10 protein-coding genes are annotated in these 13,969 nt (G+C 65.1%); 6 read left to right on the top strand and 4 right to left on the bottom strand.

Annotated features, from left to right (window positions below; translation table 11 throughout):
• Nucleotides 1-83 precede the first annotated feature (83 nt).
• From HUT07_RS16750 to HUT07_RS16760, 3 genes are all read left to right on the top strand, one after another.
• Nucleotides 84-2,696, top strand: coding sequence for a DEAD/DEAH box helicase (locus tag HUT07_RS16750; protein ID WP_176021852.1), 2,613 nt, complete (start codon nucleotides 84-86; stop codon nucleotides 2,694-2,696).
• Between the two features lie 182 nt (nucleotides 2,697-2,878).
• The gene (locus tag HUT07_RS16755) at nucleotides 2,879-4,225 is read left to right on the top strand and encodes a phosphomannomutase (RefSeq protein WP_176021853.1); all 1,347 of its coding nucleotides are present in this window, start codon (nucleotides 2,879-2,881) and stop codon (nucleotides 4,223-4,225) included.
• Nucleotides 4,226-4,239: 14 nt separating this feature from the next.
• Nucleotides 4,240-5,643 (top strand): mannose-1-phosphate guanylyltransferase/mannose-6-phosphate isomerase, encoded by a 1,404-nt coding sequence (locus HUT07_RS16760; protein WP_176021854.1) that lies wholly within the window; start codon nucleotides 4,240-4,242, stop codon nucleotides 5,641-5,643.
• A gap of 75 nt (nucleotides 5,644-5,718) precedes the next feature.
• On the opposite strand, the gene rfbD is transcribed toward HUT07_RS16760, so the two are convergent.
• The 4 genes from rfbD to rfbB are packed head-to-tail and all read right to left on the bottom strand — an operon-like array spanning nucleotide 5,719 to nucleotide 9,120.
• Nucleotides 5,719-6,612 carry a dTDP-4-dehydrorhamnose reductase gene (gene rfbD / locus HUT07_RS16765; RefSeq protein ID WP_176021855.1) on the bottom strand — a complete coding sequence of 298 codons (894 nt, stop codon included), beginning with the start codon at nucleotides 6,610-6,612 and terminating at the stop codon, nucleotides 5,719-5,721.
• On the bottom strand, nucleotides 6,609-7,166 hold the full coding sequence (gene rfbC, locus HUT07_RS16770) for a dTDP-4-dehydrorhamnose 3,5-epimerase (protein ID WP_176021856.1): 558 nt from the start codon (nucleotides 7,164-7,166) through the stop codon (nucleotides 6,609-6,611). Before rfbC ends, rfbD begins: the two co-directional genes overlap by 4 nt.
• Nucleotides 7,163-8,050, bottom strand: coding sequence for a glucose-1-phosphate thymidylyltransferase RfbA (gene rfbA, locus HUT07_RS16775; RefSeq protein WP_176021857.1), 888 nt, complete (start codon nucleotides 8,048-8,050; stop codon nucleotides 7,163-7,165). The genes rfbC and rfbA overlap by 4 nt, the downstream gene beginning before the upstream one ends.
• Nucleotides 8,051-8,064: 14 nt before the next feature.
• On the bottom strand, nucleotides 8,065-9,120 hold the full coding sequence (rfbB, locus tag HUT07_RS16780; RefSeq protein ID WP_176021858.1) for a dTDP-glucose 4,6-dehydratase: 1,056 nt from the start codon (nucleotides 9,118-9,120) through the stop codon (nucleotides 8,065-8,067).
• Between the two features lie 286 nt (nucleotides 9,121-9,406).
• Here rfbB and HUT07_RS16785 point away from each other — a divergent pair, with 286 nt between their 5' ends.
• From HUT07_RS16785 to HUT07_RS16795, 3 genes are all read left to right on the top strand, one after another.
• Nucleotides 9,407-10,153 (top strand): electron transfer flavoprotein subunit beta/FixA family protein, encoded by a 747-nt coding sequence (locus HUT07_RS16785; protein WP_176021859.1) that lies wholly within the window; start codon nucleotides 9,407-9,409, stop codon nucleotides 10,151-10,153.
• Entirely contained in the window at nucleotides 10,153-11,094 is a 942-nt protein-coding gene (locus tag HUT07_RS16790; protein WP_176021860.1) for an electron transfer flavoprotein subunit alpha/FixB family protein, read from the top strand. Before HUT07_RS16785 ends, HUT07_RS16790 begins: the two co-directional genes overlap by 1 nt.
• Nucleotides 11,095-11,358: 264 nt before the next feature.
• Nucleotides 11,359-13,785: an LTA synthase family protein gene (locus HUT07_RS16795; protein WP_176021861.1), complete on the top strand. Its 2,427-nt coding sequence runs from the start codon at nucleotides 11,359-11,361 to the stop codon at nucleotides 13,783-13,785.
• Nucleotides 13,786-13,969 lie beyond the last annotated feature (184 nt).

The raw sequence follows: 13,969 nt of genomic DNA on the forward strand, positions 1-13,969 counted from the left end.
GCCGCCAATCCGTAGAATGTCCCCTTCCCCGCTTGCGGTGCCCTTGGCAACGCGTGCTGCAGATGGAGAGGACAGGACGACGCATGGCCGAAGTATTCACCGGAGGGGAACTGTCCCGCTGGCTGGATGCCGGGACGCTGGAAAAGGGCAACCGCCGCGTGTCGGCAGTGGGCGAGCTGCGCTACCAGTCACCGCTGCTGACCGCGCAGGTCGAAGGCTGGCAGGTATCGCTTGACCTGGACGCCAGCGCCCGCACACCGCACAGCCCCCTGCAGAGTCGCTGCACCTGCCCGGCTGGCCAGCCCTGCGAGCATGTCGCCGCCGTGCTGCTGGCCGCGCTGGAGACCTCCCTGCAGGGTGCTCCGGGCCCGCTGCGTCCAACCGCCAATCCAACGCTGCCCACCCTGCAGATCCAGGCAATGACGCCGATCCTTCATCTGCACAGCATGGAGTACCGTCCTGCCTGGCTCACCGAACGTGACCCTTCGCAGTGGCTCGACGTCGCCACCGTCGCTTTCGAATACGACGAACACGTGCGTTTTCTCGACGAACCGTCGCTGTTCGTGCATGGCGTCGAGGGCCAGCTCTACCTGCTTCCACGTGATCTGCCCGGGGAAGCGCGGCGCGAAGCGGAACTGAACAGCGTCCATCTGCATCGCGAGCGGCAACCGCGCATCGTGCTGGATGGCGGCGGGCCGTTGTTCGAGCTGCGCAGTTTCGACTGGACCCGCTTCCTGCTGGAGGATGTGCTGCGCCTGGAGGCGCTGGGCTGGAAGATCGAGACTGACGATGCCTTCCGCCATCGCATCACCCGGGTGGAGGAGATCGATCTGGATGTGCGGTCGGTGTCCACCGACAGCGCCGCGTTCGACCTGGCCCTGACCATCGACGTGGACGGCCGCAGCATTGCGCTGGTTCCGTTGCTGCAAGGCGTGTTGCAGTCCGATCCGCGCTGGCTGCGCGGTCAGCTGGACGCAATCGGCGATGACGAGAACGTGCTGCTGACGACGGCGGGCAATGAACGCCTGGCCCTGCGCGCGGGGCGCCTGAAACCGGTGATCGCGCTGCTGGCGGATCTGTTCGGCGACCGCGGGCAACCGCTGCGCCTGCTGGCGAACGACCGCGGACGCCTGCAGGCATTGCAGGAAGCCGCGCAGCTGCGACTGCACAGCAGCGACGATACCCGCGCACGCGTACAGCGACTGCTGGATGCCCCGGCGATGACCGCTGTTCCAGCCCCCCAAGGCTTGCGCGCGACGCTGCGCAGCTACCAGCTTGAAGGCCTGTCCTGGCTCCAGTACCTGCGCCAGCAGGGCCTGGGCGGCGTGCTGGCCGATGACATGGGGCTGGGCAAGACACTGCAGACCCTGGCCCATCTCCTGGTTGAAAAACAGAGCGGCCGCCTGGACAGGCCAGCATTGTTGGTCGTGCCGACGTCACTGCTGCACAACTGGCAGAGCGAAGCTGCGCGCTTCACCCCGGACCTGCGCGTACTGGCCCTGCACGGACCTGCACGCGACACGCAGTTCGATGCCATTGCCGCGCATGACCTGATACTGACCACCTACCCCCTGCTCTGGCGCGACGAACAGGCGCTGCAGGCGCATTCCTATCACCTGCTGATCCTGGACGAGGCACAACAGGTGAAGAACCCCCGATCACGCGCGGCGGCCACGCTGCGCACGCTGCAGGCCCGACATCGACTGTGCCTGACCGGTACTCCGCTGGAAAATCATCTGGGCGAGCTGTGGACACAGTTCGACTTCCTGCTTCCTGGCCTGCTGGGCAGCGAAAAGCAGTTCAACCAGCACTGGCGCCACCCCATCGAGCGCGGCAGCGACCGCCGGCGTGCGCAGCTGCTGGCCCAGCGCATGCGCCCTTTCATCCTGCGCCGACGCAAGGACCAGGTCGCCTCCGAACTTCCACCGAAGACCCTCATCACCCGCACCGTGGCGATGGAGGGCGGTCAGCGCGAACTGTACGAAACCGTGCGTGCAGCAATGGAAAAACAGGTACGCGACGCGATCAACGGTAGTGGCCTGGCACGTAATCACATCGTGGTGCTGGACGCGTTGCTGAAGCTGCGCCAGGTCTGCTGCGATCCGCGTCTGCTGCCGGGCGGGACACCCGCGCGCACTGCCGGCTCGGCCAAGCTGGACCTGCTGCGCGAGATGCTGCCGTCCATGGTCGAAGAGGGCCGCCGCATCCTGCTGTTCTCACAGTTCACCGGCATGCTGACCCTGATCGCGCAGGCATTGGATGCGCTGGGCCTGGCCTACGTGACCCTGACCGGCGACACCCAGAACCGGGTCACCCCGGTGCAGCGCTTCATGCAGGGCGAGGTGCCCATATTCCTGATCAGTCTGAAAGCCGGTGGCGTGGGGCTGAATCTGACCGCCGCCGACACTGTCATCCACTACGATCCCTGGTGGAACCCGGCCGCCGAGGACCAGGCGACCGACCGTGCCCATCGCATCGGCCAGAACCAGCCGGTGTTCGTCTACAAGCTGATCGCCGCAGGCAGCATCGAGGAACGGATCGCCGAGCTGCAACAGCGGAAGGCGTCCCTGGCCGAGACCATTCTGGAAGGGGCCGGAAGCAGCGGCCCGCGCTTCAACGACGAGGATCTGGAAGCGCTGCTGGCGCCCTTGCCCGGGGTGACGCCGAAAGCCAAGCGCGGGCGGCCTGCCAGGTAGATCCATGCAGCGCATGGATGCGCTTCAGCCCTGGGGAGGATTCATCCACGCATGGCGTGGATCTACTGTCACCAGGCCAGCACCGCCAGCCCCCTGCGTTCAGCGCCGGCATGGGCATGGAAACGATTCCCACACAGGCGTGGGATTACACTAGCCGACTGATCTCACCAAGGATTCGCTCGATGCCCCTGCCCGCCTTCAAGGCCTATGACATCCGCGGCCGCGTGCCGGAAGAACTGAACGAAGACCTCGCCCGCCGGATCGGTGTGGCCTTGGCCGATCAGTTGTCGCCCGGGCCGGTGGTGGTGGGGCACGATGTACGTTTGACCAGTCCGGCGCTGCAGGACGCACTGGCTGCGGGCCTGCGCGGTGCCGGCCGGGAAGTCATCGACATCGGTCTGTGCGGCACCGAGGAGGTCTACTTCCAGACCGACCATCGCGGTGCAGCGGGCGGTGTCATGGTGACCGCCAGCCATAACCCGATGGATTACAACGGGATGAAGCTGGTCAAGGAGAACGCGCGACCGATCAGCTCGGACACCGGCCTGTTCGCGATTTCCGATGCGGTTGCCGCCGATACCGCGCCCGCTTCACCGGCCAGGGCCGGGCAGACTGCCGAGCATGACAAAAGTGCCTACATCCAGCATCTGCTGTCCTATGTCGATGCAAACAAACTGAAGCCGCTGAAGCTGGTGGTGAACGCCGGCAACGGCGGCGCGGGCGCCATCGTCGACCTGCTGGCACCGCATCTGCCGTTCGAGTTCATCCGCATCTGCCACGAACCCGATGGCAGCTTCCCCAACGGCATCCCCAATCCGCTGCTGCAGGAGAACCGGGCCGCGACCGCTGAAGCGGTTCGCGAGTACGGCGCCGACTTCGGCATCGCCTGGGACGGTGACTTCGACCGCTGCTTCTTCTTCGACCATACCGGGCGCTTCATCGAAGGCTATTACCTGGTCGGCCTGCTGGCAAAGGCGGCGCTGGACCGCAACCCGGGTGGCAGGATCGTGCACGACCCGCGCCTGGTCTGGAACACCGTGGAGATGGTCGAGCAGGCCGGCGGCGTGCCGGTGCTGTGCAAGAGCGGCCACGCCTTCATCAAGGAGAAGATGCGCGCAGAGGATGCGGTGTACGGCGGTGAAATGAGCGCCCATCACTACTTCCGCGAATTCGCCTATGCCGACTCGGGCATGATCCCCTGGCTGCTGATCGCCCAGCTCGTTTCCGAAAGCGGTCGTTCGCTGGCCGACTGGGTCGAAGACCGCATGGCCGCCTATCCATGCAGCGGCGAGATCAACTTCAAGGTCGCCGATGCGAAGGCAGCAGTCGCGCGGGTGATGGAACACTTCGCCGCGCAGTCACCTGCACTGGACCATACCGATGGCATCAGTGCCGACTTTGGCGACTGGCGTTTCAATCTGCGCAGCTCCAACACCGAGCCATTGCTGCGCCTGAACGTTGAATCGCGCGGGGATGCGGCGCTGATGCAGGCGCGCACCGATGAAATCGCCACGCTGTTGAAGTCCTGAGCGGAGATGTCCCGATGAACACCGTCCAGCCCGTCATCCTCTCCGGGGGTTCCGGCACCCGCCTGTGGCCCCTGTCGCGCGAAGCGTACCCAAAGCAGTTCCTGCCTCTGGCCGGTGAGCTGACGATGCTGCAGGCGACCTGGCAGCGCGTGGCCCCCATTGCCAGCCGCGGCCCACTGGTCATTGCCAACGAAGAACACCGCTTTGTTGCTGCCGAACAACTTCAGCAGGTCGGCGCCGAGCCGGCCGCGATCATCCTTGAACCGATCGGCCGCAACACCGCCCCGGCGATTGCCGTGGCCGCACTGGAAGCTACCCGCGACGGCACCGATGCGCTGTTGCTGGTACTGCCCTCCGATCACGTGATCACCGATGAGGCCGCATTCCGCGCAGCGGTACAGGCCGCTGCCGGCGCCGCTGAAGCCGGCAAGCTGGTCACCTTCGGAATCGTGCCGACCGGTCCGGAAACCGGCTATGGCTACATCAAGGCCGCCGATGGCCAAGGCGTGCGCGCGGTCGAGCGCTTCGTCGAGAAACCCGACCTGGACACCGCCACCGGCTACGTGGCCAGCGGGCAGTACTACTGGAACAGCGGCATGTTCCTGTTCAAGGCCTCGCGTTACCTGCAGGAACTCGAGCGCCTGCAGCCAGCCATGCTGTCTGCCTGTCGCGACGCCTGGCAGAGCGCACGCCGGGATGCCGATTTCACCCGGTTGGACAAGGACGCGTTCACTGCCGTGCCGTCCGATTCGATCGATTACGCGGTGATGGAAAAGACCGCCGATGCGGTGGTGGTGCCGCTGGATGCGGGCTGGAATGACGTTGGCTCGTGGACGGCACTGCGCGATGTGTCGCAGCAGGATGGCGACGGCAACGCGCACCAGGGCGATGTGATCGCCATCGACTGCCGCAACACCTACGCCTATGGCGAGCGCCTGGTGGCGATGGTCGGTCTGGATGATGTGATCGTGGTGGAGACCGACGATGCGGTGCTGGTCGGCAAGGCCGACCGCATGCAGGAGGTCAAGACCGTGGTGGCGCAGTTGAAGGCCGACGGCCGCAGCGAAGCCACCTGGCACCGCAAGGTCTACCGCCCGTGGGGGGCCTACGATTCGATCGACAATGGCGAGCGTTTCCAGGTCAAGCGGATCACGGTCAAGCCGGGCGGTACATTGAGCCTGCAGATGCATCACCACCGTGCCGAGCACTGGATCGTGGTCAGCGGCACCGCCGAAGTCACCCGCGGCGATGAAGTGATCCTGCTGAGCGAGAACCAGAGCACCTACATCCCGCTGGGTGTGACCCACCGTCTGCGCAACCCGGGCAAGCTGCCGCTGGAGCTGATTGAAGTGCAGTCGGGCAGTTACCTCGGCGAAGACGATATCGTGCGCTTCGAGGATACGTACGGGCGCAGCTGAGTCGTCGCCCTGTGGTGCATGCCGACCGTTGGTCGGGGTGGGTGCCGACCGTTGGTCGGCACGCCGCCTACCGGGTCAGGCAATCTCAGCCATGACCCGCTTCAACCCGTCCTGCCACGTCGGCAGTTCGATGCCGAAATCCTGCTGTAGCTTGCGGTTATCGAGCACCGACCATGCTGGACGCTTTGCCGGGGTCGGGTATTCGGCACTGGGGATGGCTTCAACCGACGGCACCTTGGTCAGCACGCCCGTCGCCAGCGCTTCAGCGAAAATCGCTTCGGCAAAGCCATGCCAGCTGGTCTGGCCACTGGCGGTGAGATGCCAGGTGCCCGACAACTGCCCCGGGTGCTGCAGCGCCTGTGCGGTGACATCGGCAATCAGTGCGGCCGGCGTCGGGGTGCCGATCTGGTCGGCCACCACCCGCAACTGGTCGCGCTCGGCACCCACACGCAGCATGGTGCGCAGGAAATTCGCGCCATGCGAGGCATACACCCACGCGGTGCGGAAGATCAGATGGCGTCCGCCCGCGGCACGCACGGCGTCCTCGCCGTCGCGCTTGCTGGTGCCGTACACGCCCAGCGGGGCGGTCGGTTCGTCTTCGCGATAGGGCGCGCTGCCCTGACCATCGAACACGTAGTCGGTGGAGTAGTGCACGAACGGCACGCCATGCGCCGCACACCAGCGCGCGATCACACCCGGCGCCTGCGCATTGGCCAAAAACGCGGCCTCAGCATCCTGTTCGGCACGATCCACCGCCGTGTAGGCGGCTGCATTGATCACCACCGACGGCTGCAGGCGATCCAGCAGCGCCGGCAGGCTGTCGGGCTGGCCAAAATCGGCCACTTCGCAGGCACTGCCATCGGGCAGCTTGCCGCTGCGGGTGGTGGCGATCACCTGTCCATACGGCGAAAGCGCGCGCAGCAGCTCCTGTCCAACCTGGCCATTGCCACCGAGCACCAGATACTTCATGGGGTATAGACCGGCAGTCGATCCTGCGCGACGTCCTTCAGGAACGGCGCATTCTCGTCCTTGGTCGACAAGGTCGGCGCACTGATCGGCCAGTCCACCGCGATATCGGCGTCGTTCCAGCGAATGCCCGCATCCGCTTCCTTGACGTATACATCAGTGCAGAGATAACTGAACAAGGCCCGTTCGGACAACACCGCGAACCCATGCGCGAAGCCTTCCGGAATCCAGAACTGTTTCTTGTTCTCCGCGCTCAGGATCACCGCTTCCCATCGACCGAAGGTCGGCGAGCCGCGGCGGATATCCACGGCGACGTCGTAGACCTCGCCCTCCAGCACCGACACCAGCTTCCCCTGGGGCCGCGGCCATTGGTAATGCAGTCCGCGCAGGACGCCCCTGCTGGAGGAAGAGACATTGCTCTGCACGAAGCGATCAGGCAGGCCGAGTTCGGCAAATCGAGCGGCATTCCAGGTCTCGAAGAAGAACCCGCGCTCGTCACCGAACACGGCCGGCTCGATCACCCGGCACCCTGGCAATGAAGTCTCGATCACTTTCACGGAACAACTCCACGCAGAGCGAGCGTATGCAGGTACTGGCCGTAGCCGTTCTTGATCAGCGGCGCCGCCAGTGCTTCCAGTTGTTCGGCACTGATCCAGCCTTGGCCAAAAGCGATTTCTTCCGGGCAGCACACCTGCAGACCCTGCCGGGTCTGGATCGTCTCGATGAAGTTGGACGCTTCCAGCAACGACTGGTGGGTACCGGTATCCAGCCACGCGTAACCGCGGCCAAGGGCCTCCAGGTGCAGGCTGCCTTCCTCCAGGTAGCGCTTGTTGAGATCGGTGATCTCCAGCTCGCCACGCATTGAAGGCTTGAGCTCGGCAGCGTAGTCGCTGGCGTTGCCATCGTAGAAGTACAGGCCCGTCACCGCATAGTTCGAGCGCGGCTTCTCCGGCTTCTCGACCAGGTCGATCACCTTGCCGGTCTTGTCGAACTCGGCCACGCCGTAACGCTCCGGATCATTGACCCAGTAGCCGAACACGGTTGAACCGTCCACACGCTCATCGGCACGCTTGAGCACTTCGCGCAGGCCATGGCCATGGAAGATGTTGTCGCCCAGCACCAGACAGCTCGGCTTGCCGGCCACGAAGTCCCTGCCGATCAGATACGCCTGCGCCAGCCCGTCCGGGCTCGGCTGTACCGCGTACTGGATGTCCATGCCCCACTGCGAACCGTCGCCCAGCAACTGCTGGAACAGCGCTTGTTCGTGCGGGGTGTTGATGATCAGCACTTCGCGGATGCCCGCCAGCATCAGCACGCTCAGCGGGTAATAGATCATCGGCTTGTCGTACACCGGCAGCAGCTGCTTGCTGACGCCCTTGGTGATCGGATACAGCCGGGTGCCGGAGCCGCCGGCGAGGATGATGCCCTTGCGTTGGGTCATGTCGTGTCCTTGGTTCAGGCCGCGGTGCCGATGCGCTGCAGGCGGTAGCTGCCGTCGAGCACGCCGTTCACCCATTCCTGGTTGTCCAGGTACCAATCGACGGTGAAACCGATGCCCTGCTCGAAGGTGTAGGCCGGTTCCCAGCCCAGATCGTTCTTCAGCTTCGACGCGTCGATCGCGTAGCGACGGTCATGGCCCGGGCGATCAGCCACGTAGGTGATCTGGCTGCTGCGCGGCTGGCCGTCTTCGCGCGGACGGCGCTGGTCCAGCAGTGCGCAGATCGCCTGCACCACCTCGATGTTCTGCTTTTCCGAATTGCCGCCGACGTTGTAGGTCTCGCCCACCTGGCCCTTGGCCAGCACGGTGCGGATCGCTTCGCAGTGGTCGGACACGAACAGCCAGTCGCGCACCTGCTTGCCGTCGCCGTACACCGGCAGCGGTTCGCCGGCCAGCGCCTTGGCGATCACCAGCGGGATCAGCTTCTCGGGGAAGTGGTACGGGCCGTAGTTGTTGGAACAGTTGGTGGTCAGCACCGGCAGCCCGTAGGTGTGGTGGAACGCGCGCACCAGGTGGTCCGAGGCGGCCTTGGACGCCGAGTACGGCGAATTCGGCGCATATGGCGTGGTTTCGCTGAACTTGCCGGTCTCGCCCAGGGTGCCGTACACCTCGTCGGTGGAGACGTGCAGGAAGCGGAAGGCCGCGCCCTGCTCGGCCGGCAGCGCCTTCCAGTAGTCACGCACCGCCTCGAGCAGGCCGAGGGTGCCAACCACATTGGTCTGGATGAACGCACCCGGGCCATCGATCGAACGGTCGACGTGGCTCTCCGCGGCGAAGTTCAGCACGGCATCGGGCTGATGCTCGGCCAGCAGGCGTGCAACCAGCGCGCTGTCGCCGATGTCGCCCTGCACGAACACATGGTCTGGATTGCCGTCGAGGCTGGACAGGGTCTTCAGGTTGCCGGCGTAGGTCAGCACGTCAAGATTGACGACCTTGACGCCGCGGGCGACCGCCTCGAGAACGAAGTTACCGCCAATGAATCCGGCGCCGCCGGTGACAAGCCATGTGGGCACTACCTGTTCTCCTGTTGATGTCTCGACTGCAGGCTCCGTACGGAGGCCCGATTCAGCGTTACAGGATACAACGGGGCTGTCTTCACGACTGCCTGCATGAGGTGAACGGCCGTCGTCGCACCGGGGGTTTTTGACGCATCGCAGCATCACCATACGCATTCGCATGGTCACCCCAAGCCAGCTAGAATCGGGGTCCCACCCCCGAACCGGTTGCTGTCGCAGAGCCGGACGTTCTCCAGCAAAAGTGAGCCGGCCAGCAACCGGCACTACAAGGATCTCGTACCAGATGAAAATCCTCGTCGCGTACAAGCGCGTGGTGGACTACAACGTCCGCATTCAGGTCAAGCCGGACGGTTCCGGCGTGGTCACCGACGGCGTCAAGCTGTCCCCCAACCCTTTCGATGAGATCGCCCTGGAAGAGGCCCTGCGCCTGCGTGACAAGGGCATCGCCACCGAGGTCGTCGTCGCCACCATCGCTCCGGCCGACGCCCAGGCGCACCTGCGCAATGGCCTGGCCATGGGTGCAAACCGTGCCATTCACGTCGTCACCGATCAGGCCATCCAACCGCTGACCGCTGCCCGCACCCTGCTCAAGCTGGTCGAGAAGGAGCAGCCCGATCTGGTGATCCTGGGCAAGCAGGCCATCGACGACGATGCCAACCAGACCGGCCAGATGCTGGCCACGCTCTGGGGCCGTCCGCAGGCCACCTTCGCCAGCAAGCTCGACATTGCCGAGGGCAAGGCCACCGTCACCCGTGAAGTCGACGCCGGCCTGGAAACGCTGGAAGTCGATCTGCCGGCCGTGGTCACCACCGACCTGCGCCTGAACGAACCGCGTTTCATCAAGCTGCCCGACATCATGAAAGCCAAGGCCAAGCCGCTGGAGACCCTGCAGCTGGCCGACCTCGGCGTTGAAGCCGCCGACACCTTCAAGACCACCCAGTACGCCGCGCCGTCCAAGCGCAGCAAGGGTGTGATGGTCAAGGACGCGGCCGAACTGGTTGCCGCACTCAAGCAGAAGGGGCTGCTGTAATGAGCAAGATTCTCGTCATCGCCGAGCACCACGACGGCAAGCTCAATGCCGCCACCGCCAAGACCGTCAGTGCCGCCGCCGCGATCAGCGGTGCCAGCATCGACGTGCTGGTGCTGGCCGCCGACCCGACGGCCGTCGCTGCTGAAGCCGCGAAGATCGCCGGCGTCGCCAAGGTCCTGACCGTCGCCAACGCCGCCAACGCACAGGCCCTGGCCCAGGTACTGTCGCCGCAGATCGCGCAGCTGGCCAAGGGCTACACCCACGTGTTCGGCCCCTCGACCACCTTCGGCAAGGACCTGATGCCGTGCGTGGCCGTCCTGCTGGGCGTCAACCAGGTCTCCGACCTGATGACCGTGGAAGGCAGCCATACCTTCAAGCGTCCGATCTACGCCGGCAACGCCATCATCACCGTGGAAACCCCGGCCGACCAGATCGTGGTTGCCACCGTGCGTGCCGCCTCGTGGCCGGAAGCCTCCCAGGGTGGCAGTGCTGCCATTGAAGCGGCCAGCGTCGATGCGGCCCTGCCGACCCACACCCGCTTCGTCGGCCTGGCCGCCGGTGCCAGCGACCGCCCGGACCTGCAGAGTGCCAAGCGCGTGGTCTCTGGTGGTCGTGGTGTCGGTTCGGAAGAGAACTTCAAGGTGATCTTCCAGCTGGCCGACAAGCTCGGTGCCGCCGTGGGTGCCTCGCGTGCAGCGGTCGATGCCGGCTACGTGCCCAGCGACCTGCAGGTTGGCCAGACCGGCAAGATCATTTCGCCCGAGCTGTACGTGGCCGTCGGCATCAGCGGTGCCATCCAGCATCTGACCGGCATCAAGGATGCGGGCACGATTGTCGCAATCAACAAGGATGCGGATTCGCCGATCTTTGAGATTGCCGATATCGGGCTGGTCGGGGATCTGTTCACGATCCTGCCGGAGCTGGAAGCGGCGCTGGGCTGAGGCGGCCCCCTCACCTGCTGTTGCGGAAACAACGCCCCGGTCGATTGACCGGGGTTTTTTTTGTCCTGCATTTCAAGCAACCGGCTGCGATACGTGACGACACAGTCCAAGGCTGGCGTTTCTGCGTGATGCGGTCGAAAATGCGGCCGATTTCACGCAAATGTCACAAACATGAATAAAGGAATGGGCGCAGCAGCCCGCTTGTTTGCCAGGGATCTGGCGCAGTTTTGGATATACCTGCCGATCAGCCTCCTGGCCTGCAGCGTGGCGGCCCTGCTCGCCTGGGCACTCTGCGACCTGCAGTACAGCATGGGCGCGGTTGCCGCCACGGCAGTTCCACTGGGTCTTGCAATGTGGTTGCTTGGCCCCGCCGTTCGCAACCACTGGTGGGGTACCGCAGTGATCACCGGTGCAGCAAGCCTGCTGCTGGTCGGCAATGCGGTCAAGATCGGCATGCTGCATACCCCGCTTTCAATCGCCGACGTACAAGCCCTGCCGGTCCTGCTGTCCACCCTGTCCGGTCACACCCTCTTGCTGGCCATGGCACTCATCACCTTGGCGGCGTTGCTGGCACTGGCCAGCCTGCGGCCGCGCTGGGTGACCCTGGGCCTGCTGGCAGCCACGGCGTCGGCGGCCGTCCTGTTGGCGGCGGCGGCAGGCACAGTGCGTTCGGCCAGCGAGTTGTTGCTGCCTGTCGCCCTGCAGGAACAGAAAATGCCCAACGGAGAGATCGTCCGGGTGCCTGGCCGACAGGACCAGCTCAGCCTGCTGCGCGCACGTGGGCCGTTGCTGTATCTGCTTGAGGACTGGCGGTTGATGCGCGAGGACTCGCGCGGCGTACCCACGGCCGCGGAGATCAATGCGCTGTCACTGCAGGCGTGGCATCCAGGTCGGATCGAGGTGCGGCGCAATGTGCATATTGTCCTGCTCGAAAGCGTCTGGGACATCTCACTGCTGGACCACTACCACAGCAACCGCTCGCCGTTCGACCCCCGGTTCCAGGCATTGTGGGAACGCGCAGGACGCCCCTACGTGCTCTCGCCTGAAATGGGCGGTGCCACGGCCAACGCTGAATTCGAAGTGCTGTGCGGCCTGCCCGCGCCTCGCAATTCGGTCGCCTTCGTCAACCTGATGCGCAACCCTTCCCCCTGCCTTCCCGCGGTGCTGGCACGTGCCGGCTACCGTTCGGTGGCAAGCCACGCACACCAAGCCGACAACTGGAACCGGATCAGTGCGTACGACCAGGCCGGCTTCGATCTGTACCGCCCGATCAGCGCGTTCGACCTGGACGATCTGGAAGGTGACCTGCTCGCCGATAGCTCCTTCTTCCGCCAGAACCTGCAGTATCTGGATGAGAACCCCACAACACAGCCACGCCTGAATTATCTGGTGTCACTGTCCTCGCATTGGGGCTTCGTACGCAACACCGAGCGCCGTCCCGATCTGGTTTCAATCAGCCCGGACAATGCTCCAAGGCTGCGCGATTATGCCAATGCCGTGGCGTACACCACCCGCGCGTTCATGGACTGGGCCGAGGCGATCGTTGCCCGCGACCCCGATGCGCTGATCGTCGCCTTCGGCGACCATTCTCCCTCGCTGGATGTCGATCCAGACCCCTACATCGCTGTCAATGGAAAGGATCCAGCCAGCTTCGACAACGCCGAGACACGGCGCAAGGTAGGTATCAGCCGCACCCCGCTGCTGATCATCGACGGCAGCCGAGGCGCTGTCCGCACCGGCACCGACCTGCCGATGTACGAGCTTCCAGGACTGATCGGCCAGCTGCTGGGCAGCAGCGCACTGCTTCCGCAATCGGCCCAGCGTGGAGTGATGACACTGCGACCCTTCCGCGGCCACCTGCTTGCCAGTGACGACGGCAGCTGGAGCGACTGTGCCAGCCGCGAAAGCGCACCACGTACATCAGCCTGCAATGCCGCCTGGCAGCAGTTCGACAGCCTGCGCGCACTGCGCCAGGACATTGTGCTGGGCCAGGGTCATTACCTGCGCGCGCAGCACGCCACGGATTACCGCACGCCACGCCTGCAGGCGATGGCGATCGATGAGCGTCACGCGGCGTGTGAATTCGAAGCCGACCTTGACGGCTGGGGCCCAAGACAGGCGGTCCAAGGGCAGGGCGTGAACGTCCAGCCCGATGGATCAAGCGCCATGTGGTTTCCAATGAAGCACCTGCGCGGCACCCCCCAGGTGCTGATCGGCAGCACCCCGGCTGTCGTGACCACAGTGGAGGGCTTGATCACGGCCGCGTTCCCGACGCCAGCCCTCGCCACCCTGTCCGGGCGCGTCCCGGTCACCCTCGCCTGCCCGGGCCAGACGGCGGTTGAGATAGGCGTGCTTGACCTGCAGCCACCGGCTCCGGTACCCGGAATGGTCGAAGACTGCAGCTTCAGCGTTGAGGCATGGGGCCCCAAGACAGGCACGGCTGGGCAAGGCTTCAACCTGCAGTCAGATGGAAGCAGTGGCCTCTGGATCAGCATGAAGCATCTGCGGGGCCAGCCCCGGGTCTATCTGGGCCAGACGGTCGGCACCAGCAGCTATGGCAGCGCGCTGGTGACATCCGCATTCAGCGATCCCGGGCTGTTCGCAGGTGCCAAGGCTCTCCCAGTGTCGGTCGCCTGCCCAGGACAGCGTGCCATTGAACTTGGCACCATTGAAATGACCAGCGCGCGCTGAAGTGCTCCCGCGCCGTTGCCGGGCGGGGCCGGGCGCCGAAGCCCGGCCATGGCCTGGGCGGGCGTGTTCCGGCCTGGACCGGGCCGGTAAAGCTATAATCGGCGACTGCCGGCACTGATCGTCGCGTGGGCGGCATGTCAGGGCACGCGTGTCCTCATGCCTCCGCAGCAAGGCGATGCGGTGC

Origin of the sequence: Stenotrophomonas sp. NA06056, from assembly GCF_013364355.1 — a bacterium.
Lineage (GTDB): Bacteria > Pseudomonadota > Gammaproteobacteria > Xanthomonadales > Xanthomonadaceae > Stenotrophomonas.